Below are 25,780 nucleotides of genomic sequence, written 5' to 3' on the forward strand. Positions count from 1 at the left end.
GGCGAGGCGGTGGCTCCCATACCGGCCACCACCTCGTCGTTTTTCTTTGTCCGGGAACGGTTTACGGCACCAGCGGACCGGCGAGCACCCGCTCCCCCGCCGCCCAGTTGCCCTGCCAGGTCAGGCCCGCGTCCTTGGCGGGCTTGCGCTGCCAGAGCGCCAGCAGCAGATCCGAAGCGGTGCCGGAGATTTCGGCGACCGGGGTGCCCGGGCCGTAGGTCCAGCTCTCGCCGGTATCGGTGGCGCGGACCCTGACCGCCACCTCGGGCTCGCTCGTCAGCCCACGCTGAATCATGCGCGGCGCGAACAGTTCGAAGACCTCCGCGATGCCGTCGGCGGCCTGCGCCGGATCGAATTCCTCCGCGATGCCGAGCGCGTTCTTGCCGTCCCACACGTGCATGAGGGTCTCCTGGGCGCGGCGGCGCTGCCAGAACCCGACCGTGCGCGGCAGCAGCTTGGTGAAGGTCCAGGCCGGGGTCTCCGGGGCGACCGCCACCGCCTCGAGCAGGGCCTGCACCGTCGCGTCGTACCAGGCCCGCAGCTCGACGGGATCCTTCGGAGCGGGTTCGCCCCGGTAGTCGCCGCGGCCCTCCCGGATACCGGTGACCACCCACAGATTGCCTTGGCCGACATGGTCGACCAGGTCGTAGAAGGTCCAATCCCCGCAGCTGGGAACCGGTGCGGCCAGATCGGCCCCCGGCGTGATCAGCTCTCCGAGCTCGCTCAATTTCTCGCGCAAAATGGCCACGAAATCCATGCGGCCCACGCTAACCAGCGAAAACTCGGCCTGCCAGCCATATGCGGCCGGTCGAACACGAAATCCGGCCGAACATCAGGATTCGACTTCACGGACGGAGGAGATGCGCTCACCCACCGGGTCGTGATGATCCGTCGACGGTTCCAGTTCGTACAGCAGGGCCTCGCCGCGCGCGTCGTCGCGGATGGCGCGGCCCAGTTCGGCCGCGGCCCGGTAGTGGGCCGGGGTGCGCAGGACGTGGCGGATCCCGCGAGCGATGCGCTGCGGGGTCGCGGTGCGCGGCACCGTGATTCCGGCATGGTGGGCGCGGACGCGCGCGGCATTGTCGGCATTGTCGCGGCCGTGCGGCAGGACCACGACCGGGAGGTCGGCGGCGAAGGACTTCATCAGGGTGCCGTGGCCGCCGTGGGTGACGACCAGGCTGGCATGCCGCATGATTTCGCGGTGCCCGGCCGAGCGCAGCACCGTCACGTTCGGCGGGGCGCGCAGTTCGTCCGGGTCGACGGCGGGGCCGGTGGTGATGACGCCGCGCACCGGGAGCTGGCCCAGGGCGTCGGAAATGCGCTGCAGGCAATCGGTTTGGCGTTGAAAGGTGGTGGACAGCGCGACCAGGACGAGCGGGTCGCCGCCGTCGGTCTGCGTCCACGTGGCGCCCTCGACCCAATCCGGCTCGTCGAGGATCGGGCCGACCCAGCGCACCCCGTCGGGCCCCTGCCCCGGGAAGTCGAACGCCGCACTGGACAACACCAGCTGCCGGCGCGCCAGCCGCGCCTGATCCTGATAGTGGGCCAGCCGCTCCAGCCCGAAATCCGCGCGCAGGACATTGAGCTTCGGGAGCAGTTCCTCGTCCCAGCGTCGCTGCACCAGCGAGCCCACCACCCGGTCGCGCAACCGGCCCAGTGGCCCGTGCGCCTGGCCGAAGCCGGAACCCGGCGGCGGGCCACCCTCCACCGGCAGCGGGTAGATGCCGGGGATGAGCACCGAGAAGGGCACCTCACAGGCCTGCGCCGCGACCATGGCCCCGAAGGCGAAGAAGGAGGCCAGCACCAGATCGGGTCGCTCGGCATCGATTTCGTCGGCGGTGTCGCGGGCGAATCCGGCCCCCGCGCGCAGGCGCAGCCGTGCGCCGGTGGCCGTCACCGCGCCGGTGAGCGATTCCTCCGCCAGCACCGTCACCCGATGGCCACGCCGCACCAGACGCCGCACCACACCCAGCTCCGGTGGAACCGTTCCGCCGCTTCCGGTGAGGGCGACCAGGTAGCTGTGAGTCATCGGGCACCTCCCCCAGTCACTCTTGCACGACCGATGAGTTTTCCGCACCCGCTTCGTCCCCATCAGTACATCGAATGAGAGGGATCGACCCGCCATGCCGAGCAAGATGATCTTCATCAATCTGCCCGTCGCCGACCTGGACCGGTCCAAGCGCTTCTACGAGGCCGTGGGCTGGAAGGTGAACCAGGACTTCACCGACGGCAATGCCGCCTGCATCGTGGTCGACGACAACATCTGCGTCATGCTGCTGACCCGCGACTTCTTCACCACCTTCGGCACCCGCCCCCTCGGCGACACTCGCGGCACCGTCAACGGCGTCTACGCCCTGGCCCTGTCCAGCCCCCACGAAGTGGACAGCCTCGTCGAAGCGGCCCTCCAGGCCGGCGGCACCGAAGAACTCAGCCCCGACCGCCACGCCCAGGAAGCCGAGGTGGGCATGTACAGCCGCACCTTCCTCGACCTCGACGGCCACCAGTGGGAGCCCTTCCACATGGCCTACCCCTCCTGACCGCCGATCGGCAGCTTCCTGCCATCCGATGAAGTGTCGGTTCACCCGGGTGCCAACCAGGGTGAACCCATGGCTTTCAACGTTGCAGACCTGTTCGAGCACGCCGTCGACGCGGTTCCGGACCGGATCTCCCTGATCTGCGCCGACCGGCAATTCACCTATCGCGAACTGGACGAGCGGGCCAACCGGCTCGCGCACCACCTGGCCGCCCGCGGCATCGGCGCGGGCGATCACGTCGGCGTGTACGCACGCAATTCGGCCGAGGCCCTGGAAACGATGCTCGCGACCTACAAACTGCGGGCGGTGTCGGTGTGCGTCAACTACCGCTATGTGGCCGACGAGGTGCGCTACATCGTCGAGAACGCGGATCTGCAGGCCCTTGTCCACGAGGCGCAGTACAGTGCCATCGTCGCCGAGGTCCAGGCTGCGGTGCCGTCCGTGACCGAGGTGCTCGCGATCGGACCCGACTACGACGCGGCGCTGGCCGCGCAGTCCCCGGACCGCGATTTCGGTCCGCGCAGCGGCGAGGACCTGTACATCCTCTACACCGGCGGCACCACCGGCATGCCCAAGGGCGTGATGTGGCGGCACGAGGACGTCTGGCGGACGCTCGGCGGGGGCATCAACTATATGACCGGCGAATATGTCTCGGACGAATGGGAATTGGCCGCCTCTGCGAAGTCCGCGCCGACCGGAATCGTCATGGCCCCGCTCTCGCCTCTCATCCACGGCGCCGCGCAGTGGGCGGCATTCATCGCCCTGAACTCCGGTGGCACCGTGGTCTTCGTGCCACAGTTCGATGCGCACGAGGTGTGGCGGGTAGTCGAGCGGCACCGGGTCAATGTGCTCACCGTGGTCGGTGATGCCATGGCCAAACCGCTGCTGGAGGCGTATCACGAAGGGCACTACGAGGTTTCGTCGCTGTGGGCGTTCAGCAGCCACGCCGCGCTGTTCTCGCATTCGCTCAAACAGCAGTACCTCGACACCTTCCCGAACCTGTTCATCACCGACGTGATCGGCTCCTCGGAGAGTGGCAGCACCGGATTGTCCGTGGTCACCAAGGATTCCGACCACACGCAGGGCCCGCGGGTGAAGTTCGGCGCACAGGCCGCCCTGCTCGACGACGACGGCAATCTCGTCGAACCCCGGCCGGGCGCGGTGGGTCGAATGGCGCGGACCGGGCACGTGCCGCTCGGGTATTACAAGGATCCCGAGAAGACGCGGTCGATCTTCGCCGAGGTGGACGGCAAACGCTATGTGGCGCCGGGCGATTACGCGCGCTACGAGGCCGACGGCACCGTCACCCTGCTCGGGCGCGGCTCGGAGTGCATCAACACCGGCGGCGAGAAGGTGTTCCCGGAGGAGGTCGAGACCGCTCTCAAATCCCATCCGGAGGTCTTCGACGCCCTGGTGATCGGCATTCCGCACGATCGCTTCGGACAGGCCGTGGCAGCGGTGGTGCAGCCGCGGCCGGGAGCCGCGCTCGCGCTCGGTGAGCTCGACGCGCACCTGCGCACCATGATCGCGGGATACAAAGCGCCCCGGGGGTATTGGCTGGTCGACCAGGTCATGCGGCAGCCCAGCGGCAAGGCGAACTATCCCGCCGCCAAACGGTATGCGGCCGAGCACGCCGAAGAGATGCGCAGTCCCCGCTGACCGGGTGCGGTCAGCGCAACAGCCCGAGGTCACGCACCCGCACCCCGAGCTGGAATCGGGTGCTGACCTCGAAGCGGGCCATCAGCTGCGCGACATAGCGGCGGTAGGTGCGTAGCGACACCCCCAGCGCCCGCGCCGCCGTCTCGTCCTTCGCTCCGGCGTGCAGCTGCTCGACCACCGCGAGCGCCACCGCGTCCAGCCCGCGCTCCCCCAGCTCCAGGTGATCGCGGAGCTGACGCGCGGAATGCCAGGTGCGGACGGCGAATTGGTGTACCACGCCGAGCAGCGCCGGTTCGGCCACCAGCAGGCCGCGCGGTTGCTGCCCGGGCGCGGCCGACCACAGCGCCGCCTGCTCGCGATCGACGATCAGCACATTGCAGAAGTCGGTGTCGGTAACCCGGATCTGCGAGCCGACCGCGAACTGCCGCAGCACCGACTGCCGTCCGCGCACGCCCACATAGGCGGCCGACAGCAGCAGCCGGACCTGCTTGCCGGCGGCGTGCAGCTGCCGGAAAACCGTGTCCTCCGAACCGTATTCGGTCTCCGGGCGGACGGGGCGGGCGATGGCCATCACGGCCTCGTGACGCACCCCCACCAGCATGCGGCGCAGATTCTCCGCCCACAGCTCGTCCGCGTGCAGCTCTACCGTCATCACGCACCTCTCGTGAACACCTGTGGGAGAGCATATTTCGTCCCGGCCGACGGGTTCCACGAACACACCGCCGTGGTCCGCGACCCGGGCACCGGCGAGATATCAGTGTTCCGGATGGACCGCATGCGCTGGGTGTCACCCAAAACGGGTGAGTCGCCGATCTTGACCGGTGGTGGCGCCGACCGTGAGGGTAGGGGAACCGGCTAGTTCGTGCGGAGCCTCCGATCAACGGCGATCAGCGACGGCCACCGATGTCCTCCGTCTTTCGACGGAGGTTGCGCGCCAAGCCGGTCCGCGGGCCGGAGTTCACCGTCGTCCGAGATGTGGACGGAGCGGGACCGGCCCGCGGAACACCACCGGAGCACGGCGACGGCCGTGACGAGCCCGCCCTAGTTCGAGCCCAGCTCCATGGGCAGGCCGAACAGCGGGAAGAGCTTCTCGGTGTCGAGGAAGAAGGTGAGACCGGAGATGCGGTCACCGTCGAGTTCGAGAGTGGTGATGGACCACGGGATCCAGCGGCCGGGCTCGTCACCCGGCTTGTAGTGGCCGAAGGCGGGTAGCCCGTTGGCGCCGGCCAGCGGGACCAGGCGGGAGTCGCGGCACGCGTGGCCGGTGCCGAGCATGAAGGCGGCCACGTTCTCGGGACCGGAGATCCACAGCGAGAACGGCGGCATGGACAGGGCCACATCGGCTTTCAGCAGGTCGGTGAGGGCGTCCATGTCGTAGGCCTCGAAGGCCTTGACGAAATCGTCGACGAGTTTGCGCTGCTGCTCGTTGCTCTCGTCGAAGGGGTCCGACACCGTGGCCGTCTCCTGCACCTTCGACATGGTGGCGCGGGCCCGCTGCAGCGCGCTGTTCACCGAGGCCGGGGAGACATTGAGCATGTCGGCGGTCTCGCCCGCCGAGAAGCGCAGCACCTCGCGCATGATCAGGATGGCGCGCTGACTGGCCGGCAGATGCTGCACCGCCGCGACGAAGGCCAGGCGCAGCGTGTCCTTCGCGCTGGCGGCCTCGGCCGGGTCGGCGCCGAAGGCGAGGGCGTTCGGAATCGGTTCCACCCACACGTAATCCGGCTCCGGCGGGGGCAGCTGCGAATCGGGGGTCGAGGGACCGTTGAGATCCATGGGTCTGGCGCGCCGTTGCGGACCGTCCAGCATGTCCAGACAGACATTGGTGGTGATCTTGTACAGCCAGGACCGCAGACTGGACCGGCCCTCGAAGGAGTCGTAGGACTTCCACGCCCGCGTGAAGGTCTCCTGCACCGCGTCCTCGGCTTCGAACGAGGACCCGAGCATTCGATACGCGTAGGCGCACAGCTCCCGCCGATACCCCTCGAAAGATCGCAGTACATCGTCGGAAACGGTGCCGCCCACCTTCTCGCTCATGCCAGACAGCGTCGCACAGCCCACCGACAAGAAACACCCGCGAAAAGGCTGGTGCCCGTCTGCGACCGCAGACGGGCACCGGCACACACCACGAGCTGAGCTGCGTTACTTGGTGTTCGAGGCCTCGGCGTGGTGGTCGGCCTCGCGGGCCTCGGTCTGCGCCTTGGCCCACTTGTAGTCCGGCTTGCCCGCGGGCGAGCGCTTGATCTCGTCCACGAACCACAGGCTGCGCGGCATCTTGTAGGAGGAGATCTCCTTGACCAGGGTCGGGCGCAGCTCCTCCAGCGTCGGGCGGGCGCCGCCGCGGCACTGCACGACCGCGACCACCCGCTGGCCCCAGCGCTCGTCCGGCACGCCGACCACGAGCGCGTCGAAGATCTCCGGGTGCGCCTTGAGCGCGCCCTCGACCTCTTCGGGGTAGATCTTCTCGCCACCGGAGTTGATGGACACCGAGCCGCGGCCCAGCATGGTGACGGTGCCGTCCTCCTCCACCCGGGCGAAGTCGCCGGGGATGGAGTAGCGAACGCCGTTGAACACCTTGAAGGTTTCGGCGGTCTTGACCGGGTCGTTGTAGTAGCCGAGCGGAATGTTGCCGGTCCGCGCCAGCATGCCGACCTGGCCGGAGCCGGGCGCGACCTCGGTGCCCTCCTCGTCGATCACCTTGGTGGAGCCGTCGATCTTCACCCGCGGTCCGCCGGTGTGCGTGGCGCCCTTGGCCGCCACGGCCAGACCGCCGAAGCCGGTCTCCGAGGAGCCGATGGAGTCGGTGATGAGCGCGTTCGGGAAGTTCTCGATGAACTGGTCCTTCAGTGCGGGCGAGAACAGCGCCGCGCTGCTGGCCAGCACCCACAGGCTCGAATGCTGGTACGCCGCACCGGTTTCCGCATTGCCCTCGGCCAGCGCGTCCAGCATCGGACGGGCCATGGCATCGCCGGTAATGAAGATCATGTTGACGCCGTGCCGCTGAATCGCCTGCCACACACCGTGTCCGCTGAACTCCGGCAGCATGACGGCCTTGCCGCCGTCGAACAGGCTGTGCAGGGTCGCGGTGAACGCGCCGCCGTGGATCAGCGGCGGAATCGGGTAGCGCACCATCGGCGAGTTGCCGCTCGCGCCGCCCTTGGACTGCTCCCACTCGTCCTGGATGAATTCACCGGTGTAGAAGTTGATGCCGCCGCCGAGGACGCGCCACCAGTCCTCCTGCCGCCACATGACGCCCTTGGGCATCCCGGTGGTGCCGCCGGTGTAGATCATCATGATGTCGTCGGAGGAGCGCTCGCCGAAATCGCGCTCGCCGCGCGAGCCGGCCAGTGCCGCTTCGTATTCCACCGCGGTCGGGGGCAGCGGCAGGTCGGTGCCGTCCTCGACGGTGACGACCGCCTTGATCTTCGGCACGTTCGGCAGCACATTGGCCACCTTGTCGCTGTACCGCCGCTCGTGAATGAGCGCGACCATATCCGAGTTCTCGAAGATGTACTGCAACTCGTTCTCGACATAGCGGTAGTTCACGTTGATCATGACTGCCCGCGCCTTGAAGATGGCCACCATGGCCTCCACGGCCTCAATGGTGTTGCGCGAGTACACGCCGACCTTGTCACCCGGCTGCACACCCTGATCCTGCAGGAAGTGCGCCAGCCGGTTGGCTCGGTCCTCGAGCTCGGCGTAGGTCACCGAACGAGCGTCGTCAACCAGCGCGACACGTTCCGGCATGAGGTCGATGGTGTGCTCGACAAGGTCCGCAATGTTGTAGCTCACTGCTTCAAAATAGAACGTGTTCTTGTGTGTGACAAGCCACAGATTCGGCTTTGGTCCAGCGACCGGATGTGCCCCCTGTCACACCCTACGGCGACTTACCCTGAATTGGAACAGATGCGAAAGGGCGCGACCCACTCACCGGGGCGCGCCCTTTCCAACCGGCCGCGAAGCACTTCTTCGAGGCCGGATTTCTGGAACTAGTTCTACGACCGACTCAGTACCCTGCGGCCGGCTCAGTGCCCCTGCGACTCGATCAGCGGACGCAGCGCCTCGAACTGCGCCACGTCACGGACACCCACGAGCATCATGGTGACGCCGGCCTGCTCCCACACCTTCAGCTGCTCACGCACCTGCGCCTCGTTGCCGATGATGGTGGTGTCGAGAATCAGCTCGTCGGGCACGACCGCCGCGGCTTCCTCCTTGCGGCCGGTGCGGAACAGCCGGGTGATCTCGTCCACCTGCTCGCCATAACCCATGCGCCGGTACACCTCGGCGTGGAAGTTGAGTTCCTCGGCGCCCATGCCGCCGATGTAGAGCGCCATGAACGGGCGCAGCCGATCCAGTTCGGCCTTGGGGTCGTCGGTCAGGATCACCTGCGCGGTGGCGGCGATCTCGAAGTCCTCGCGCGAGCGCCGCGCGCCCGGGCGCGAGAAGCCCTCGTCGAGCCATTCGTTGTACATGTCGGCCAGCCGCGGCGTGTAGTAGATGGCCAGCCAGCCGTCCGCGATCTCCGCGGTCAGTGCCACGTTCTTGGGGCCCTCCGCGCCGAGCCAGATCGGCAGGTCCGCGCGCAGCGGGTGGGTGATGGGCTTGAGCGGCTTGCCGAATCCCGTTGCGCCCGACCCGGAGTAGGGCAGCGGGTAGTGCGGGCCCGCACTGGTCACCTTGCCTTCGCGGGCCAGCACCTGCCGCACGATCGAGACGTACTCGCGGGTGCGGGCCAGCGGCTTGGCGAACGGCTGCCCGTACCAGCCCTCCACCACCTGCGGCCCCGAGACGCCGAGCCCGAGGATGTGCCGGCCGCCGCTGAGGTGGTCGAGGGTCAGCGCGGCCATGGCGGTGGCGGTCGGCGTGCGCGCCGACATCTGCACGACGGAGGTGCCCAGCCGGACCCGGCTGGTGTCCGAGCCGTACCACGCCAGGGGCGTGAAGGCGTCCGATCCCCAGGACTCCGCGGTGAAGATGGCGTCGAAGCCGGTCTCCTCCGCGGCCAGCACCAGTTCCCGGTGATTGGCGGGCGGCTGCGCGCCCCAATATCCCAGTTGCAAACCAAAGCGCATTTCCATGTCCTTCCTAGAACATCCGGGGCCGGTCGTCAGGGCCGCAGCCCGTACTCTTGCCACCGTCACTAGAACCTGTTCTACTCGATCACGTGACTCTGGGGAACACCGAAATACTGTCCGCACCGCTGCGGATGCAATTCGACTACACCCGCTCCACCGGTCCGATCATCGGTCGCTTCCTCACGGAACTGCGATCCGGCAAGGTCGTCGGGGTGCGGGGTTCCGATGGGCGCGTGATCGTGCCGCCCGCGGAATTCGATCCGGCTACCGGCGAGGCGCTGTCGGAGTTCGTCGGCGTGTCCGACGTCGGCACCGTCCAGACCTGGTCGTGGGTGGCCGAGCCGCTGCCCGGCCAGCCCTTCGACCGGCCCTTCGCCTACGCGCTGATCAAGCTGGACGGCGCGGACACCGCCATCCTGCACGCGGTGGATGTGGCCTCCCCGGCCGACATCGCCACCGGGATGCGGGTACGGGCACGCTGGGCCGCCGAGCGCACCGGCGACATCCACGACATCGCGGCCTTCGAACCGGGTGAGACCTCCACGGCCCCGGACGATTCCGCGAGCGACCTGGAACCGGTGACCGGCATCGTGACCCCGGTCGACTTCTCCATCAAGCACACCGCCGCCCCGCAGGAGGCCGTCTTCCTGAAGGCGCTCACGGAGGGCCGCCTGCTGGGCGCCCGCGCCCGGATGGACGGCAAGGTGTACTTCCCGCCGCGCGGCGCCGACCCGCGCGACGGCTCGCCGACCGACGACTACGTCGAGGTGTCCGACAAGGGCATCGTGACCACCTTCTGCATCGTGAACGTGCCGTTCATGGGCCAGCGCCTCAAGCCCCCGTACGTGGCGGCCTACGTGCTGCTCGACGGCGCCGACATCCCCTTCCTGCACCTGGTGCTCGGCGTCGACGCGAGCGAGGTCCGGATGGGTATGCGAGTGGAGGCGGTGTGGAAGCCGCGCGAGGAGTGGGGCCTGTCCATGGCCAATATCGACCACTTCCGGCCCACCGGCGAACCCGACGCCGACTACGACAGCTTCGCGCACCACCTGTAGAGAGGCGCTGAACCACCTTGAACCACAAGGCAACTGACATCGCGGTCGTGGGCTTCGCGCACGCGCCGCACGTGCCGGAGACCTTCGGCACCACCAATGGCGTCGAGATGCTCGCGCCCTGCTTCCAGGAGCTCTACGCCAAGCTCGGCATCGGGGTCTCCGACATCGGCTTCTGGTGCTCCGGTTCCTCGGACTACCTTGCCGGACGTGCCTTCTCGTTCATCTCGGCCATCGACTCCATCGGCGCGGTGCCGCCGATCAACGAGTCGCACGTGGAGATGGACGCGGCCTGGGCGCTGTACGAGGCGTGGGTGAAACTGCGCTCCGGACAGGCCGAGACGGCCCTGGTGTACGGCTTCGGCAAGGCCTCGGCCGGTACCCTGCGCCAGATCCTCACCCTGCAGACCGACCCGTACCTGGTCGCGCCGCTGTGGCCGGACTCGGTGTCCATCGCCGGCCTGCAGGCCCGCGCGGGCCTGGACGCGGGCCGCTGGACCGAGGCGGACATGGCCGCGGTGGCCGCGCGCAGCACCGGCTCCGACGCCGAAAAGCTGCTGGCCGCACCGAAGGTCGCCGATCCTTTCCGGGCCCATGACATCGCGCCCATCACCGACGGCGCGGCCGCCATCGTGCTGGCCGTGGGCGACCGCGCCCGCGAGCTGTGCGAGCGTCCGGCCTGGCTGACCGGAATGGCCCACTACATCGACACCCCGGTGCTGGGTGCGCGCGACCTGACGGTCTCGGCCTCGGCCAAGAAGGCGGCCGACGCCCTCACCGGCGGCGACGCGAGCGGCTTCGACATCGCCGAGCTGCACGCGCAGTTCAGCCACGAGGAGCTGATCCTGAAACAGGCCATCGGCCTGAACGGCACCACCCGGATCAATCCGTCCGGCGGTCCGCTGTCGGGCAATCCGATGTTCGCCGCGGGCCTCGAGCGCATCGGCTTCGCCGCCACCGAAATCATCAACGGCACCGCGAATCGCGCACTGGCCCACGCCAGTTCGGGCCCCGCGCTGCAGCAGAACCTGGTTGCCACCCTGGAGGCACGATGACTTTCCCCGCCGCGGTGCTCGGCACCGGACAGACCCATCACGTGACCAAACGGTCGGATGTATCCATGGGGGGCATGGTCCGCGAGGCCATCGACCGCGCCCTGGTGGACTCCGGCCTGACCATGGCCGATATCGACGCCGTGGTGGTCGGCAAGGCGCCCGACTTCTTCGAGGGCTCCATGATGCCGGAGCTGTTCCTCGCGGATGCCCTGGGCGCCACCGGAAAACCGCTGCTCAGGGTGCACACCGCCGGTTCGGTGGGCGGCTCGACCGCGATCGTCGCGGCCAACCAGGTGCAGGCCGGCGTGTACGGCAAGGTGCTGGCCATCGCATGGGAGAAGCAGTCGGAGTCCAACGCCATGTGGGCGCTGTCGAATCCGGTGCCGTTCACCATGCCGGTCGGCGCGGGCGCGGGCGGCTACTTCGCCCCGCACGTGCGCGCCTACATCCGCCGCTCCAACGCCCCGCTGCACGTGGGCGCCATGGTCGCGGTGAAGGACCGCCGCAACGGCGCGCGTAATCCGTTCGCGCATCTGCACCAGCCCGACATCACCCTGGAATCGGTGATGTCCTCCCAAATGCTGTGGGACCCCATTCGTTTCGACGAGACCTGCCCGTCCTCGGACGGCGCCTGTGCCATCGTGATCGGTGACGAGGCGTCCGGCAAGGCCGTGGAGGCGCAGGGCAAGAAGGTGGCCTGGGTGCACGGCACCGCCATGCGCACCGAGCCGCTCGCCTACGCCGGCCGCGACCAGGTCAACCCCAAGGCCGGTCGGGAAGCCGCCAAGGCGCTGTGGAAGCAGGCCGGGATCACCAACCCGCTCGAGGAGATCGACGCGGCCGAGATCTATGTCCCCTTCTCGTGGTTCGAGCCCATGTGGCTGGAGAACCTGGGCTTCATGCCCGAGGGCGAGGGCTGGAAGCTCACCGACGCCGGGGAGACCGCCATCGGCGGGAAGCTGCCGGTCAACCCCTCCGGCGGCGTGCTCTCCTCCAACCCGATCGGCGCCTCCGGCATGATCCGCTTCGCCGAGGCCGCCAAGCAGGTCATGGGCCGGGCCGGCGACTACCAGGTGGAGAACGCCCGCAAGGCCTACGGCCACGCGTACGGCGGTGGATCGCAGTACTTCTCGATGTGGGTCGTCGGGAGTGAGCAGCCGTGACCACCACGACCGAACACCCGGCCCGGGTAGCGGGCACGGCGTCGCAGGCCGCGGTGCGGGCGAAGAACAAGGAGGCCTGGGTGGCGCTGTTCGCCGCCGACGGGATCGTGGAGGACCCCATCGGGCCGTCCTTCTTCGATCCCGAGGGCGTCGGGCACCGCGGCGCGGAGGCCATCGCGGCCTTCTGGGACAAGGCGATTGCCCCCACCGAGTCCATCGAGTTCCTCTTCGACGACTCCTTCGCCTGCGGTCGTGAGGTGGCCTACACGGGCCGCATCCGCACCACCATGAGCGGTCATATCGTCGACGCGGAAGGCGTCTTCACCTACAAGGTCGACGAGGACGGGAAAATCCTTGCCCTGCGCGCCTTTTGGGAGACCGAGCGCGCCATGTCGACGATGAAGAAGGCCTAGGCCCTCGGCCGGCTACGAAAGACGAAGCGGGCGACTGGATTCATCCGGTCGCCCGCTTCCTTTTTCTCCGCCCCGAGGAGTGAGAGGGGGAACGGGGCGGATCAAATCATCTGCGGCTCAGTGCTTCACGGGGCAGGTCTTGTAGTCGACCTGGAATTCCTTGATGCCGTTGAGCCAGCCGGACTGCAGCCGTCGCGGATCTCCGAGCTTGGAGATGTCGGGCATGTGGTCGGCGATGGCATTGAAGATGATCTCGATCTCGAGCCGGGCCAGGTTCGCGCCGATGCAGAAGTGCGCGCCGGTGCCGCCGAAGGACAGGTGCGGGTTCGGATCACGCAGGATATTGAAGGTGTACGGATCCTCGAACACCTCCTCGTCGAAGTTGGCCGAGCGGTAGGACAGCACGACCCGCTGGCCCTTCTTGATCTGCACGCCACCGACTTCAACGTCCTCGAGCGCGGTGCGCTGGAACGAGCTGACCGGGGTGGCCCACCGGATGATCTCGTCGGCGGCGGTCTTGGGCCGCTCCTTCTTGAAGAGCTCCCACTGGTCCGGGTTCTCCATGAACGCGATCATGCCGTGCGTGGTGGCATTGCGGGTGGTCTCGTTGCCCGCGACGGCCAGCATCATGACGAAGAAGCCGAATTCCTCCGGCAGCAGCGCCTCGCCGTCCATGTCGGCATTGATGAGCTGGGTGACGATGTCATCGGCCGGGCAGGCCCGGCGGGCCTCGGCCATTTGGTACGAGTAGCCGAGGATCTCGGTGGAGGCGACCACCGGGTCGGCGTCGCTGTCCGGATCGTCGTAGCTGGTCATGTCGTTGGACCACTTGAACAGCTTCATGCGGTCTTCCTGCGGCACGCCGATCAGTTCGGCGATGGCCTGCAGCGGCAGCTCGGCGGCCACCTGCTCCACGAAGTCACCGGTACCGGAGTCGGCGGCGGCCTTCACGATGGCCTCGGCCCGGGCGGTCAGCTCGGCCCGCAGGCCGTTGATGACGCGCGGGGTGAAGCCCTTGGAGATGATCTTGCGGAGCTTGGTGTGCTCCGGGGCGTCCTTGTTCAGCAGGACGAAGCGCTGCAGATCGATCTGCTCGCGCGTGATGTCGTCCTGGAACCGCGGGATAGCGGTGTTCTCATAGGTGGAGAACACGTCGTCGCGCCGCGAGACGGTCTTCACGTCGGCGTGCTTGCTGAGCACCCAGAAGCCGTCGTCGGTGAAGCCCCCGACCTCCGGCGACTTGGGGTTCCACCAGATGGGGGCGCTGCGGCGCAGTTCGGCGAGTTCTTCGACCGGGACCCGGTGCGCCCACATTTCCGGGTCGGTGACATCGAATCCATCCGGCACATCGGGCCGGGCTGCAGTGTCGACCACCAGCAGTCTCCTTTGACCAACTGAAACACGTTCTACCGCTATTGAAGCACAGGAGGTAAAACAAGAGAAGGGACTAGGTATTGGTCCGGAACAGGCTTACGTTACTGGTTGTGAACTCGTTGCAGTTCTAATCCGGAAGGAAAGACATGGGTACTCCCGTCATCGTCGAGGCCGCCCGCACGCCCATCGGCAAGCGCAATGGCTGGCTGGCCGGCCTGCACGCCGCCGAGCTGCTGGGCGCGGCACAGCAGGGCGTGCTCGAGCGCGCGGAACTGAATCCGGCGCTGGTCGAACAGGTCGTCGGCGGCTGCGTCATGCAGGTCGGCGAGCAGGGTAACAACGTCACCCGCACCGCCTGGCTGCACGCCGGGCTGCCGTGGCAGACCGGTGCGGTCACCATCGACAACCAGTGCGGTTCGGCGCAGCAGGCCGCGGGCCTGGTGGCCGGTCTCATCTCCACCGGCGCCATCGAGGTCGGCATGGCCTGCGGCATCGAGTCGATGAGCCATGTTCCATTGGGCGCCAACGTCGGAACGCACGCCGGCCCGCGCCGGCCCGCGTCCTGGAACATCGACATGCCCAACCAGTTCGAGGCCGCCGAGCGAATCGCCAAGCGGCGCGGCATCACTCGCGACGATGTCGAGGAGCTGGGCGAGCGCTCGCAGCGACTGGCCGCGCAGGCGTGGGCGGAGGGCCGCTTCGACCGCGAGGTGCTGACCATCAAGAACGCGCCGCAGGTCGACAAGGAGGGCAACCTCACCGGCGAGTTTGCCGACATCAGCCGCGACCAGGGTCTGCGCGAGACCACCCGCGAGGGCCTGGCGAAGCTGAAGCCGGTGCTGGAGGGCGGAATTCACACCGCCGGCACCTCTTCGCAGATCTCGGACGGCGCGGCCGCGGTGCTGCTCATGGACGAAAAGGCCGCGCAGCGTGAGGGATTGCGCCCGCGCGCCCGCATCGTGGCGCAGTGCCTGGTGGGCGGCGAGCCCGAATTCCACCTGGATGGTCCGGTGCAGGCGTGCGAGCGACTGCTCGAGCGCAGCGGCATGAGCATCTCCGACATCGACTTGTTCGAGATCAACGAGGCTTTCGCGTCCGTGGTGCTGTCGTGGGCCTCGGTGCACAAGCCGGATTTCGATCGCGTCAACGTCAATGGCGGCGCCATCGCGCTCGGCCACCCGGTCGGCAGCACCGGATCCCGCTTGATCACAACGGCTTTGCACGAGCTGGAGCGCTCGGACAAGACCACCGCCATGGTCCTGATGTGCTGCGGCGGCGCCCTCGCGACGGGCACGATCATCGAACGCATCTAGTCCCTCAATGATTTTCGGCCAGGTTGAACGTTCATCCTGCTGGCCGCAAAACGTGGCGTACGCCACACGATCAGCGGCGCAGGCAGGAAGATGAGACGTCAGCTATCTTATGGCTACCCATGGCCCGTCCGGGAAGAGCCTCGCGACGGGCCAGAACCGGGGCTCTTAAGCGCTTGGCAAGAACCGTAGGGTTAGCCCGCAAACGCCCAAGCCACAGCGGGTGAAGCGGATGACCGCCTAGAAGCTTCAAGGAAATCGCGAATCAGGCGTAGGTTTTCAGTTACTGAGCCGCTAATATCAATGATACGTATCCGAGATAACGACTGTTAGTACAGCGAAGGGAATTGGGCGGCTCACAATGGCTGATTTCGCGGCGCGGCTGAACAAGCTGTTCGAAACCGTGCATCCCCCGGGGCGTAAGCCGCACACGAACGCAGAGGTGGCGGCCGCCTTGACGGCATCCGGCCATCCGATCTCGAAACCGTATCTGTCGCAGTTGCGGTCGGGACAGCGCACGAACCCGTCGGATGAGACGGTGGCAGCGTTGGCAAAGTTCTTCAAGGTCAAGCCGGACTACTTCTTCAACGACATCTATGCGGCGAAGATCGATCACGATCTCGAGCTGCTGTCCCAGCTGCAGGGCTACGGACTCCGTCGTCTGTCGAGTAGGGCGTTCGACCTGTCCGAAGAATCTCAGAACCTCCTCACCTCTATGGCGGAGAAGTTGCGGGCAAGCGAAGGACTGCCCGAAATTCCTCCGGACGGCACGGAATAGGCACTGCCACAGAGCAACACAGTGCGGCTAGCTCGGAGGCCGCACTGTGTTGGTTTGTTACAGGGCTTGCTCCGGCCTGGACATGGACGGGTCACCGGCACCGCTTGCAGGGCAGTGCCGGTGACCCGTCGAACCATTCGGTTCGAGTGAAGGATGTTGCACCGGTCTCAGCGTGCTGAGGCCATGTGGCGTAGACCCCTGCGCTGGTGCAGTATGCACAAACCTGGCATAGCACCAACTGGGCGAGTCCGGTCGGTCCAATGAGTTGTTTTGTGCACTATGTCGTTTTGTGCACTGTGGATGTTTCGGCCCCCAATGCATCATCCGCGACAAGCAAGAGTGACAACATCTACTGACAAGCAAAGTCCCGTACTGCGCACGACGGGTTCGATGAGACGAAACCTCGGATACGAAGTCTCATCGTGCAGGGCCCGCCGGAATGCCACGCCCTTGGCAATCGCGCGCGGTACGGGACTTGCGCATTTGCGACAAGATCGCAATTGAGTCGGTGATCTCCGCGTGATCAAGTTCGGAGCCCAGCGAGGGGTAATACGCGGATCCGCCCGAATAGTAATGGAAAAGTAATGACTACCGTTGCGCAGAGCCCCGAATCGTGCTCGGCGACGCGGCCGCCGTCGCGTCGTAGGCGCGGGCGATGGCCTGCACCCACCCGCGCGGACTGACCCCCGCCGGCGGCGAGATCCAGCGACCGTCGATCACCACCTCGCCGAACGGATTCCGCGACCATTCGGCCACCCGCCGCGCGCGCTCGGCCACCGAGACCGGCGGCGCCCCCGCCGCGGCCAGCTCCACCCCGCCACCGGACTGCAGATAGAGCGCGTCCATGATCTGCGCGACCTGATCGGAAGCCTTGAGCTGGGTGCCCGATCCGGTCTGCTCGTGCGCCACCACCTCCGGGAAGCGTGCGATCAGCACCCGGTGCAGGGTGTGAATCTGCTTGAGCAGCACCCGGGCTCGCCACCACAGCTCGATCACGATCCACACCGCACCGATGGCGATGAGCATGGCCGCGATCTGCCACATCGGCCAGAACCAGCCCGCGTCGCCGGGCTTCGGCAGCGGCTCGTCACCCCGCTCGCGGCGAATCGACATCGCCGTCAGCACGCCGACCACCGCGGTACCGGTCGTGTAGAGCGCGATGCCGCGGCCCAGCGCGGTCCAATCCAGATTGCGCACACCGGTAATCACGATGAACACGCACTCCAGCAGCACGATCACCCAGCCGAAGGTCAGCGACCAGAGCAGCGTGAGAATCATGGCGGTCGCGCCGCCGGCGTAGATCATCATGCCGATCTGCCGCAGATTTCGACGCGACACCACCGGCCACGCCGCGGCCGCCACCACCGAGGTGGCGGTCGCGAACATGATCCACGCCGCGGTGACCACCCGGTCGCCCAGCCACTGGCCGTGCACGCCACCTGGCGCCGAATGGTCAACGGCCAGAGCGATTTCCGGCACGCCGACGGTCACCGCCAGCGCCACCGCGGCCACCGCGATCACGATCGCGACCCGCGCGGTGGTCGCCGGTTTCACCAGCACGCGCCCGACGCGTGCACCCGAGGCCATCCACACCAGCATGGCCGTCACCCAGAAGGTCATGCCGCATCCCCTGACTCGGTCATCCCAACGCCTCATCGAATCGAAGGACCGAGACGCCCGCGCCCCGGCTGTTGAACACGCGCAGGCGGGTCATGAGCATGCTCGCGAAAGTCTCTGCCTCCCACTCGCATTGCTCGTCGTCGCCCAGATCGATGGCCTTCTGATGCGCGCGCTGGCTGAGCATGTAGGCGATGAGATCGTCGCTGGCCTCCAGCACCACCTCGGTCGCCGCCTCGCCCGGATGGTCGAAGACGATGTGCCCCAGCTCGTGCGCCAGGGTGTGCTCACGACTGGGCAGCGACTGCGCCAGCACGATCACATCCCGGTCCGGATAGCTGCGGCGCTGGCCGCACACGCCCGGACCCAGTTGGGCACTGGCGATCTCGATGATCCGCCGCCGCTCCGCCGAGATGGCGAGCACCACCTCGTCCAGGTCGGTGGCGTCGAAATCGGCGGCCACCGCGCACACCGCGTCCACCGCGGCGGCCACCCGGCGGTAGGACCCGATGCTATGAGCCTTGCTCCCGGTCATCGCGGTCCCCTCATACCCTCGGTCCGAAGAAAGCAGCGCGCGCGGCATCGACGCGCGCCTGGGCCGCGGACGCGCTCTGGAAGCTCACCGCGCCCGAGCCGGTGCCCACCAGCGCCAGGGCGATCAACCCGCCGATCACCGACAGTGGCTTCCACGGCGGCAGCGGGGTGTTGTTCGAGGTCGGCTTCACCTCCGGATTCGGCTGGGCCAGAACGGGAGCGGGTACCGGCGCGGGGACCGGCGGAGGCGGTGGCGCGGCAGGTGCGACCTCCGGCTCGGCCAGCGCGGCCGCCGGGGCCACGACGGCGGGCAACTGCGGCACGGCCGGGGGCTGCGGAATCTCCAGCGGCACCGGCGGCACCGCGGGTGCGGCAGGTGGCGGGATCAGCAACAGCAGCAGTGGCGAGGCGCAGACCGCGGCGGAACCGAGCCCCGCCGAACCGAGCCCCGCCGAACCCACCGCGGCCGATCCGAGATCGGCCGAACCCGCGGCGGCCGAACCGACACCGGAACCCGTCGCGGCCGAACCCGCACCGGAGCCGGCCGAGCCCAGGCCGGTGAGCGCACCGACCGCGGAACCCACACCGGCGGAACCGATTCCGGCAGAACCGACCGCGGCCGAACCAGTGCACAGCGCGGCCAGCCCGGCCGAACCCGTTGCGGCCGAGCCCGCCGCGGCCGAACCTGTTGCGGCCGAACCCGTGCCGAGCAGCACGCCCAGCAGCACGGAACCGGTGCCCACGCCCGCCGAGCCGACGGCCGCCGAACCCAGGCCGAGCACGCCCGCGGTCCCGAGACCGGCGGAACCGACTGCGGCGGAACCGGTTCCGAGCACGGCCGAACCGGTGGCGGCCCCGGCCGAGCCGGTGCCCGCGACGGCCGAACCCGATCCCGCACCGGCAGAACCGGTTACGGCAGACCCGATGCCCAGGGCCGCGGAGCCGGTACCGCCCAGCACGGTGCCCAGTCCGGCCGAACCGACCGCGGCCGAGCCGACACCGGCAGAACCGGCACCGGCGGATCCGGTTCCGAGCGCGAGCAGTATGGACAGCAGATCCTGCGGCCCGGCCACCGGTGTGACGTCCGCGCCGGTGAGACCGATGCCGCCACGGCCGGGCTGCGGACGAGTGGCATCGATTGGCTGAGGTTGCGTGACGGCGGGCGCCTGAGCTTGCGTGACGGCGGGCGTGGGCAGGGTCGGATCCTGGCCCGCGGGTACGGGATCGAGCGGGATGCCCCCCGGCTGCGCATCGGCAACCGCGGGCGCGAGCAGCGCCGAACCGGTGACAGCTGCGATCACTGCCACCAGGCGCATTGCACGATCGACGATCATGCGACAGCCATCCCCTCATCAGATACCGCGCGCTTGGCTTCCTCCGCACCAGGGGTACGGAATCCCGCTCCGCACCAGGCAGATCGGGACAGGTCTCGAGCTCACACTGTCGCCCCGATTGCCGGACCGTTGCGGAACGCGGCCATCGTACCGGTCACGACGGCAATCCGCGCAAGTCCCCGATTGCATTAGGGGGGCTCACAAACCGTACGCCTGCGCGACACCCCATATACCCAATATCACCAGCGGCCCAGGTTAATTGGCCCGGGCCAGGCCCTTCGAGCCGGACCTCACCGTCGAAACAGCACGACTGTGAGGTCTGAAACCTCGCACGAAAGCTGACAAATCAGGCAAAAGGCAGCTAACTCGCAAGTGCCCTGGCCGACCCGACATGGATCCACACAAAGGCGCTCCAGCGTTGCGTCATGGGTCGGCAAAACGCGCAAAGCCGCCCCCGGGCGAGAGGTTCCGGGGACGGCTCGGCACGCGCCGGATGGGCGCGCGCAAGGATCCGAGGGTTGGCCGGATCCGGGTGCGCGGTCGGGCTGTGGTGGCCGCGCACGTTCGGGGACGCGTCAGGCGGTGGTGGTGACGCGGTAGGTGTTGAGGCTGTCGATGCGCTCGATGGCCTCGGTGATGATGCGGTCGATGAGGTCCTGCACCGTGGGCAGGTCGTCGATGATGCCCGCGGCCTGGCCGGAGGCGAGCACGCCCGCGTGGGTGTTGCCCTCCACCAGACCGGCTTTCAGCAGCATCGGGGTGTTGGCGGCCATGATGACCTGGGACCAGGTGAGGCCCTTCTGCTTCCGCATGCCGATGCCGTCCTTGATCATGGTCGACCACTTCATGCCGGTCATGCTCTTGAACTTGACGGCGTTCGAGACGGCGGCGGTGAGTCCGCGCAGGCCGCTCGAATGCTCCAGCTTGTCCACCAGTTCGGTGTTCAGCACGCGGTGCGGCATGCCGTCGACCTTCTTGGAGACAACGGTGTCCTGCAGTCCGCGCTTGAGGTACTCCTGCTTGACCGAGTCCGGGACGCTCGAGTCCTGGGTGAGAAGGAAGCGGGTGCCCATGGCGACGCCGGCCGCGCCGTAGGACAGCGCGGCGGCCAGACCGCGGCCGTCGAAGAAACCGCCACCGGCGATCACCGGGATGTCGACCGCGTCGAGGACGGACGGCAGCAGCAGCGTGGTCGCGACGGAACCGGTGTGGCCACCGCCCTCACCGCCCTGCACGATCACCGCGTCCGCGCCCCAGGAGGCGACCTTGACCGCGTGCTTGGCCGCGCCGATGGACGGCATGACGACCACGCCGTTGTCCTTGAGCTTGGCGATGAGCTCCTTCTTGGGAGCCAGCGCGAAGGAGGCCACCTTCACGCCGTCGCGGATCATCATGTCGATGCGGTCGGGCGCGTCGGACAGGTCGGCGCGGATGTTCACGCCGAAGGGCTTGTCGGTCTTGGCCTTCGTCTTGGCGATGGCCACCTCGAGCTCGTCGAGGGTCATGGTCGCCGAGGCGAGGATGCCGAGGCCGCCCGCGTTCGCGGTGGCCGCGACCAGGCCCGGACCGGCGACCCAGCCCATGCCGGTCTGCACGATCGGGTGTTCGATGCCGACCAGTTCGGTCAGCGGCGTCTTGAGCCGTTGCGCGGTCATGCCGTCACTTCCTTCTCACGGAAGCCCTTGGGGTCCAGCACGGTCCGGATGATGGTGAGCTCTTCCTCGGTGGGCAAACGGGTCTCGCCCGCCTCGGCCAGCCCGGCGATCTCGAAGGAGGTGTTCTCCGCGACCTCGTCGGCGGTCACACCCGGGTGCAGCGACAGCGCGCGCAGGGTCTGGTCCGGGCCGTCGAAGTCGAACACGCCCAGGTTCGAGACCACCCGGTGCAGGTGGTGGAACCGATAGGCCGGGTTCTCGGAATCGACCTTGTCGTAACCGATTCCGGAGACGATGTCGACCTGGTCGACGAACACCCGCTTGTTGTGCTTGGGCACGAAGTAGCTGGTGGCGTGGTTGATGGTGTTGCCCGGCGCGCCGCGCACACCGAACATCTGCCGGGTCGGCTGCTGCAGCGGACCGAACGCGGACAGGTTCTGGTTGCCGTACCTGTCGATCTGGTTGGCGCCCATGACCACATGGCGGCGACCGGAATTCACCACATCGAAGACCTTCGAGAACGGAATCCAGCCCTCGATGGGCGCCTTGCCGCCGATCGGCGGGATCTCGGCGAAGAACAGCGCCTCACCGTCGGACAGCAGCAGGTCCGGCTCGAAGGTGAGCCGCGCCAGCCGCGCGCCGATGGTGGTGACGGTGGACATGGGCGAGGCCATGATCTCGCCCGCGCCCCGGAAGATCTCGGCGGCGGCGACGACGCAGATCTCTGCCCGAGTAATAGTGGTGGTGTCGCTCATTACTTCTGCTCCTCGGCGAAAGCCTTGACGGCGGCCTGGTACTCGGCCTCGGACACGTCCAGGTAGCGAGCCTTGAACTCGGCCCACGACTCGGGCGTCTTGGCGGCCTCGACGTAGTGGCGCTGGAACTTCTCGTCGCGGCCGTAGCTGCCGGAGAAGGTGAAGTGCGCGCCGCCGGGGGCCTCGACCACCCCGTCGACCATCATGCGGTTGAGGATGAGGGCCTGCGTCGGAACGGCTTTCACCAGTTCCTCGGTCTCGATGAGACGGTCCACCGACAGGTAGCGCTTCTCGGCGGAGAGCAGGTACAGGTCGTCCATGTACGGATCGACGCCGGTGTAGGCGGCATTGCCGTGCTTGTCACCCAGGTCCAGGTGCACGAAGGCGGCGTCCAGGTTCAGAGCGGGCATGGCGACGAGGGTTTCGCGGCGGCCATCGGCATCGGTGTACGGGGACTGGACGGTCTCGAGCTCGCCCTCCCAGAAATCGATGACGGCAGAACCCAATCCGGCGCGGATGGGCAGGAACGGCAGGCGGGCCGCGGCGGCCTGCAGACCGCACTTGACCATGCCCTCGTCCATCTCGCGCACGGTGATCGCACCCTCGGTGCGAGCCTTGGCGAACCACGGGTCGTAGAACGGGGCGGAGTCCAGGGACACGAAGCCGTAGTAGGCCTTGCGCACCTTGCCCGCCGAACACAGCAGGCCCAGATCCGGGCCGCCGTAGGTGACGACGGTCAGATCGGTGATGTCCGAACGCAGCAGGGCACGCACGAAGGCCATCGGCTTGCGCCGCGAACCCCAGCCACCGATGCCGATGGTCATGCCGCTGCGGAGCTCGCCGACGACCTCGTCGAGGCTCATTCGCTTGTCGCGCATAGTGTTTCGCCCCTTCTACTTTGCTTTTTTCTGAGCGGCCAGGTCGTCGTCGAAGCGCGCCCGGATCTCGTCGGCCACGCCCGCGAGGTTGAGCTCCATGGTGAAGCCCTGCTCGAAGCGGTAGGAGCGGTGCACGTCCTGCACGTCGATGCCGTTGAGCGCCTTCTTGGCGGCGCGGATGACGCGGCCGTCCTTGTTGGCGATGTTCTTGGCGACCTCCATGGCGGCGGCGTCGAGTTCGGCGCGCGGCACCACCTTGAAGACCGAGCCGTAGTGGTGCAGCTGCTGCGCGGTGAGGGTGCCCGCGGTGTAGAACATGGTCCGCATCAGGTGCTGGGGGACCAGTCGCGCCAGGTGGGTGGCCGCACCGAGCGCGCCGCGGTCGACCTCGGGGAGGCCGAAGGTCGCGTCGTCGGAGGCGACGATGACGTCGGAGTTGCCCACCAGGCCGATGCCGCCGCCGAGGCAGAAGCCGTTCACGGCGGTGACGACCGGAACCTCGCAGTCGTAGATCGCGGCGAAGGCGGCGAAGCAGCCGTGGTTGGCGCGGATCAGGGCGGTGTGCCCGGTGTCCGCGTTCATCTCCTTGATATCCACGCCCGCGTTGAAGCCGCGGCCCTCGGCGCGCAACACGACGACCCGGGTCTCGGGGTTGCGGCCGGCCTGGGTGACGGCGTCGGCCAGGGCGAACCAGCCGTCGGAAGGCAGCGCGTTGACCGGCGGGTAGTCGACAGTGACGACTTCGACGCCCTCGGTTTCGGTGTGACGGTTGATCCCCATCGAATGTCCCATCGTTGGCAAAACAAGCAAGTGCTTGGTAGGTTATCACGGTGGGAATCGAAGTAAACCTGTCCGGCTCGGTCGTCTTGGTCACCGGCGGCGTACGCGGCGTCGGCGCCGGCATCAGCCGGGTCTTCCTGGACGCGGGCGCGACCGTGGTGGCCTGCGCGCGACGGCCCGGCGACACCCCCGTCGAGAGCAATGGCCGCGGCATCGACTTCCTGCCGTGCGATGTGCGCGACCCGGACTCGGTGCGCGGACTGATCGAGGCCATCGTCGCGAAGTACGGGCGGCTCGACACCGTGGTGAACAATGCCGGTGGCGCGCCCTTCGCCCTGGCCGCCGACGCCAGCGCCAACTTCCACGCCAAGATCGTGCAGCTGAATCTGCTGGCGCCGCTGCTGGTTTCGCAGGTGGCCAACGAGGTCATGCAGAAGCAGGAGACGGGCGGATCGATCGTGATGATCTCCAGCGTCTCCGGGCATCGGCCCTCCCCGGGCACCGCGGCCTACGGTGCGGCCAAAGCCGGTGTGGACAGCCTGGTTTCGTCGCTCGCGGTGGAGTGGGCTCCGAAGGTGCGGATGAACTCCGTTATCTGCGGCCTGGTCAACACCGAGTCCTCGCACCTGCACTACGGCGACGAGGAGGGCATCGCCTCGGTGAGCCGAACGGTTCCCATGCAGCGCATGGCGACGCCCGAGGACATCGGTCGCACCGCCGCGTTCCTGGCCTCGCCCCTGGCCGCGTACGTCACCGGCAGCGCGCTGCTGGTGCACGGCGGCGGCGAGAAGCCCGCCTTCCTCGAAGCATCCACCGCAGAAGTCCCCGCCGTCTCGGGCCACTAGACCGATCGAACACGAAGAGGTAATCGATATGACCGACAACAAGATCTGCGACGGCCGCGTCGTCATCGTGACCGGCGCCGGTCGTGGCATCGGCCGTGCCCACGCCCTCGCCTTCGCCGCCGCCGGCGCGAAGGTGGTCGTGAACGACCTCGGCGCCGAGCTCGACGGCGCGCCCAGCCCGGACTCCCCGGCCGCGCAGGTCGTCGAGGAGATCAAGGCCCTCGGCGGCGAGGCCATCGTGAACGGCGACGACATCTCCGACTGGGAGGGCGCGCGCCGCCTGATCCAGACCGCCGTCGACACCTTCGGCCGCCTGGACGTGCTGGTCAACAATGCCGGCATCGTCCGCGACCGGATGCTGGTCAACCTCGGCGAGGACGAGTGGGACGCGGTCATCAAGGTGCACCTCAAGGGCCACTTCGCGCCCATGCGGCACGCCGCCGAGTACTGGCGCAACGAGGCCAAGGCCGGTCGCACCCCCGAGGCCCGCATCATCAACACCAGCTCCGGCGCGGGCCTGCTCGGCTCGGTCGGCCAGGGCAACTACTCCGCCGCCAAGTCCGGCATCGCGGGCCTGACCCTCACCGCGTCGGCCGAATTCGCGCGCTACGGCATCACCGTCAACGCCATCGCCCCGGCGGCCCGCACCCGCATGACCGAGACGGTCTTCGCCGACATGATGACCGCCCCCGAGGACGGCTTCGACGCCATGGCCCCGGAAAACGTCTCGCCGTTGGTGGTCTGGCTGGGCAGCGCCGATTCCGCCGGTGTCACCGGCCGCATGTTCGAGGTCGAGGGCGGCAAGGTGACCGTCGCCGACGGCTGGCGCCACGGCGTCTCCATCGACCGCGGCGCCCGCTGGGAGCCGGCCGAGCTGGGCCCGGTCGTGCGTGACCTGCTGTCCAAGGCCACCACCCCCGAGCCGGTCTACGGCGCGTAATCTCCCCACCTCTCCGGGCCTTCAGCGGA

Annotated in this window: 24 protein-coding genes; 10 read left to right on the forward strand and 14 right to left on the reverse strand. The window is 68.0% G+C overall.

Features of this window, described 5'->3' with window-relative positions; all coding sequences use genetic code 11:
- Nucleotides 1–61: 61 nt before the first annotated feature.
- On the reverse strand, nt 62–757 hold the full coding sequence (locus ACWEKS_RS01225; protein ID WP_452338248.1) for a maleylpyruvate isomerase family mycothiol-dependent enzyme: 696 nt from the start codon (nt 755–757) through the stop codon (nt 62–64).
- A gap of 75 nt (nt 758–832) precedes the next feature.
- Complete coding sequence (locus ACWEKS_RS01230) at nt 833–2,029, reverse strand: glycosyltransferase (protein WP_452338249.1); 1,197 nt, start codon at nt 2,027–2,029, stop codon at nt 833–835.
- 94 nt (nt 2,030–2,123) lie between these two features.
- Between ACWEKS_RS01230 and ACWEKS_RS01235 the strand changes: the two genes are divergently transcribed.
- A complete protein-coding gene (locus ACWEKS_RS01235; protein ID WP_452338250.1) occupies nt 2,124–2,537 on the forward strand; it encodes a VOC family protein in 414 nt (137 codons plus the stop codon).
- Between the two features lie 69 nt (nt 2,538–2,606).
- A complete protein-coding gene (locus ACWEKS_RS01240) occupies nt 2,607–4,193 on the forward strand; it encodes an acyl-CoA synthetase (RefSeq protein ID WP_452338251.1) in 1,587 nt (528 codons plus the stop codon).
- Between the two features lie 10 nt (nt 4,194–4,203).
- On the opposite strand, the gene ACWEKS_RS01245 is transcribed toward ACWEKS_RS01240, so the two are convergent.
- The 4 genes from ACWEKS_RS01245 to ACWEKS_RS01260 form a co-directional block, all read right to left on the reverse strand.
- Nucleotides 4,204–4,845: a hypothetical protein gene (locus ACWEKS_RS01245; protein ID WP_452338252.1), complete on the reverse strand. Its 642-nt coding sequence runs from the start codon at nt 4,843–4,845 to the stop codon at nt 4,204–4,206.
- Nucleotides 4,846–5,234: 389 nt separating this feature from the next.
- Nucleotides 5,235–6,230, reverse strand: a complete 996-nt coding sequence (locus ACWEKS_RS01250) for a sigma-70 family RNA polymerase sigma factor (RefSeq protein ID WP_452338253.1) — start codon at nt 6,228–6,230, stop codon at nt 5,235–5,237.
- 105 nt (nt 6,231–6,335) lie between these two features.
- Nucleotides 6,336–7,985: an acyl-CoA synthetase gene (locus ACWEKS_RS01255; protein ID WP_452338254.1), complete on the reverse strand. Its 1,650-nt coding sequence runs from the start codon at nt 7,983–7,985 to the stop codon at nt 6,336–6,338.
- A gap of 233 nt (nt 7,986–8,218) precedes the next feature.
- Nucleotides 8,219–9,265, reverse strand: coding sequence for an LLM class F420-dependent oxidoreductase (locus ACWEKS_RS01260; RefSeq protein ID WP_452338255.1), 1,047 nt, complete (start codon nt 9,263–9,265; stop codon nt 8,219–8,221).
- A 92-nt stretch (nt 9,266–9,357) separates the two neighbouring features.
- Here ACWEKS_RS01260 and ACWEKS_RS01265 point away from each other — a divergent pair, with 92 nt between their 5' ends.
- From ACWEKS_RS01265 to ACWEKS_RS01280, 4 genes are read left to right on the forward strand one after another with little or no spacing between them, the layout of a single operon-like run.
- Entirely contained in the window at nt 9,358–10,323 is a 966-nt protein-coding gene (locus ACWEKS_RS01265) for a Zn-ribbon domain-containing OB-fold protein (protein ID WP_452338256.1), read from the forward strand.
- 17 nt (nt 10,324–10,340) lie between these two features.
- Entirely contained in the window at nt 10,341–11,375 is a 1,035-nt protein-coding gene (locus ACWEKS_RS01270) for a thiolase domain-containing protein (protein WP_364606261.1), read from the forward strand.
- A complete protein-coding gene (locus tag ACWEKS_RS01275) occupies nt 11,372–12,538 on the forward strand; it encodes a thiolase domain-containing protein (RefSeq protein WP_452338257.1) in 1,167 nt (388 codons plus the stop codon). Before ACWEKS_RS01270 ends, ACWEKS_RS01275 begins: the two co-directional genes overlap by 4 nt.
- Nucleotides 12,535–12,951, forward strand: a complete 417-nt coding sequence (locus ACWEKS_RS01280) for a nuclear transport factor 2 family protein (RefSeq protein ID WP_379398124.1) — start codon at nt 12,535–12,537, stop codon at nt 12,949–12,951. The genes ACWEKS_RS01275 and ACWEKS_RS01280 overlap by 4 nt, the downstream gene beginning before the upstream one ends.
- 117 nt (nt 12,952–13,068) lie before the next feature.
- On the opposite strand, the gene ACWEKS_RS01285 is transcribed toward ACWEKS_RS01280, so the two are convergent.
- Complete coding sequence (locus ACWEKS_RS01285; RefSeq protein WP_452338318.1) at nt 13,069–14,265, reverse strand: cytochrome P450; 1,197 nt, start codon at nt 14,263–14,265, stop codon at nt 13,069–13,071.
- 206 nt (nt 14,266–14,471) lie between these two features.
- Between ACWEKS_RS01285 and ACWEKS_RS01290 the strand changes: the two genes are divergently transcribed.
- Complete coding sequence (locus ACWEKS_RS01290) at nt 14,472–15,638, forward strand: steroid 3-ketoacyl-CoA thiolase (RefSeq protein WP_379383143.1); 1,167 nt, start codon at nt 14,472–14,474, stop codon at nt 15,636–15,638.
- Nucleotides 15,639–15,996: 358 nt separating this feature from the next.
- Nucleotides 15,997–16,413: a helix-turn-helix domain-containing protein gene (locus tag ACWEKS_RS01295; RefSeq protein ID WP_011207048.1), complete on the forward strand. Its 417-nt coding sequence runs from the start codon at nt 15,997–15,999 to the stop codon at nt 16,411–16,413.
- 588 nt (nt 16,414–17,001) lie between these two features.
- On the opposite strand, the gene ACWEKS_RS01300 is transcribed toward ACWEKS_RS01295, so the two are convergent.
- From ACWEKS_RS01300 to ACWEKS_RS01330, 7 genes are all read right to left on the reverse strand, one after another.
- Nucleotides 17,002–18,033 (reverse strand): hypothetical protein, encoded by a 1,032-nt coding sequence (locus ACWEKS_RS01300; RefSeq protein WP_452338258.1) that lies wholly within the window; start codon nt 18,031–18,033, stop codon nt 17,002–17,004.
- A gap of 19 nt (nt 18,034–18,052) precedes the next feature.
- Nucleotides 18,053–18,565 carry an ImmA/IrrE family metallo-endopeptidase gene (locus tag ACWEKS_RS01305; protein WP_354831205.1) on the reverse strand — a complete coding sequence of 171 codons (513 nt, stop codon included), beginning with the start codon at nt 18,563–18,565 and terminating at the stop codon, nt 18,053–18,055.
- 10 nt (nt 18,566–18,575) lie between these two features.
- Nucleotides 18,576–19,871, reverse strand: a complete 1,296-nt coding sequence (locus ACWEKS_RS01310) for a hypothetical protein (RefSeq protein WP_452338259.1) — start codon at nt 19,869–19,871, stop codon at nt 18,576–18,578.
- 602 nt (nt 19,872–20,473) lie between these two features.
- Complete coding sequence (locus tag ACWEKS_RS01315) at nt 20,474–21,553, reverse strand: NAD(P)H-dependent flavin oxidoreductase (RefSeq protein WP_452338260.1); 1,080 nt, start codon at nt 21,551–21,553, stop codon at nt 20,474–20,476.
- On the reverse strand, nt 21,550–22,308 hold the full coding sequence (locus ACWEKS_RS01320; RefSeq protein WP_452338261.1) for a CoA-transferase subunit beta: 759 nt from the start codon (nt 22,306–22,308) through the stop codon (nt 21,550–21,552). The genes ACWEKS_RS01315 and ACWEKS_RS01320 overlap by 4 nt, the downstream gene beginning before the upstream one ends.
- Nucleotides 22,308–23,186 carry a CoA transferase subunit A gene (locus ACWEKS_RS01325; RefSeq protein ID WP_452338262.1) on the reverse strand — a complete coding sequence of 293 codons (879 nt, stop codon included), beginning with the start codon at nt 23,184–23,186 and terminating at the stop codon, nt 22,308–22,310. The genes ACWEKS_RS01320 and ACWEKS_RS01325 overlap by 1 nt, the downstream gene beginning before the upstream one ends.
- 15 nt (nt 23,187–23,201) lie before the next feature.
- On the reverse strand, nt 23,202–23,966 hold the full coding sequence (locus ACWEKS_RS01330; RefSeq protein ID WP_354831217.1) for an enoyl-CoA hydratase family protein: 765 nt from the start codon (nt 23,964–23,966) through the stop codon (nt 23,202–23,204).
- Between the two features lie 56 nt (nt 23,967–24,022).
- On the opposite strand from ACWEKS_RS01330, the gene ACWEKS_RS01335 reads away from it, so the two are divergent.
- Both ACWEKS_RS01335 and ACWEKS_RS01340 read left to right on the forward strand, forming a co-directional pair.
- Nucleotides 24,023–24,811: an SDR family oxidoreductase gene (locus ACWEKS_RS01335; RefSeq protein ID WP_452338319.1), complete on the forward strand. Its 789-nt coding sequence runs from the start codon at nt 24,023–24,025 to the stop codon at nt 24,809–24,811.
- 28 nt (nt 24,812–24,839) lie between these two features.
- Nucleotides 24,840–25,751 carry an SDR family oxidoreductase gene (locus ACWEKS_RS01340; RefSeq protein WP_452338263.1) on the forward strand — a complete coding sequence of 304 codons (912 nt, stop codon included), beginning with the start codon at nt 24,840–24,842 and terminating at the stop codon, nt 25,749–25,751.
- The last annotated feature ends 29 nt before the right edge of the window (nt 25,752–25,780 follow it).

This window comes from Nocardia sp. NPDC004711 (genome assembly GCF_053601595.1).

Excerpts from the sequence above, each read along its gene's own strand:
- ACWEKS_RS01225 (WP_452338248.1), bottom strand. The coding sequence starts at position 757 with ATGGATTTCGTGGCCATTTTGCGCGAGAAATTGAGCGAGCTCGGAGAG.
- ACWEKS_RS01230 (WP_452338249.1), bottom strand. The coding sequence starts at position 2,029 with ATGACTCACAGCTACCTGGTCGCCCTCACCGGAAGCGGCGGAACGGTT.
- ACWEKS_RS01235 (WP_452338250.1), top strand. The coding sequence starts at position 2,124 with ATGCCGAGCAAGATGATCTTCATCAATCTGCCCGTCGCCGACCTGGAC.
- ACWEKS_RS01240 (WP_452338251.1), top strand. The coding sequence starts at position 2,607 with ATGGCTTTCAACGTTGCAGACCTGTTCGAGCACGCCGTCGACGCGGTT.
- ACWEKS_RS01245 (WP_452338252.1), bottom strand. The coding sequence starts at position 4,845 with ATGACGGTAGAGCTGCACGCGGACGAGCTGTGGGCGGAGAATCTGCGC.
- ACWEKS_RS01250 (WP_452338253.1), bottom strand. The coding sequence starts at position 6,230 with ATGAGCGAGAAGGTGGGCGGCACCGTTTCCGACGATGTACTGCGATCT.
- ACWEKS_RS01260 (WP_452338255.1), bottom strand. The coding sequence starts at position 9,265 with ATGCGCTTTGGTTTGCAACTGGGATATTGGGGCGCGCAGCCGCCCGCC.
- ACWEKS_RS01275 (WP_452338257.1), top strand. The coding sequence starts at position 11,372 with ATGACTTTCCCCGCCGCGGTGCTCGGCACCGGACAGACCCATCACGTG.
- ACWEKS_RS01285 (WP_452338318.1), bottom strand. The coding sequence starts at position 14,265 with ATGTGGGCGCACCGGGTCCCGGTCGAAGAACTCGCCGAACTGCGCCGC.
- ACWEKS_RS01290 (WP_379383143.1), top strand. The coding sequence starts at position 14,472 with ATGGGTACTCCCGTCATCGTCGAGGCCGCCCGCACGCCCATCGGCAAG.
- ACWEKS_RS01295 (WP_011207048.1), top strand. The coding sequence starts at position 15,997 with ATGGCTGATTTCGCGGCGCGGCTGAACAAGCTGTTCGAAACCGTGCAT.
- ACWEKS_RS01300 (WP_452338258.1), bottom strand. The coding sequence starts at position 18,033 with ATGACCTTCTGGGTGACGGCCATGCTGGTGTGGATGGCCTCGGGTGCA.
- ACWEKS_RS01305 (WP_354831205.1), bottom strand. The coding sequence starts at position 18,565 with ATGACCGGGAGCAAGGCTCATAGCATCGGGTCCTACCGCCGGGTGGCC.
- ACWEKS_RS01315 (WP_452338260.1), bottom strand. The coding sequence starts at position 21,553 with ATGACCGCGCAACGGCTCAAGACGCCGCTGACCGAACTGGTCGGCATC.
- ACWEKS_RS01320 (WP_452338261.1), bottom strand. The coding sequence starts at position 22,308 with ATGAGCGACACCACCACTATTACTCGGGCAGAGATCTGCGTCGTCGCC.
- ACWEKS_RS01325 (WP_452338262.1), bottom strand. The coding sequence starts at position 23,186 with ATGCGCGACAAGCGAATGAGCCTCGACGAGGTCGTCGGCGAGCTCCGC.
- ACWEKS_RS01330 (WP_354831217.1), bottom strand. The coding sequence starts at position 23,966 with ATGGGGATCAACCGTCACACCGAAACCGAGGGCGTCGAAGTCGTCACT.
- ACWEKS_RS01340 (WP_452338263.1), top strand. The coding sequence starts at position 24,840 with ATGACCGACAACAAGATCTGCGACGGCCGCGTCGTCATCGTGACCGGC.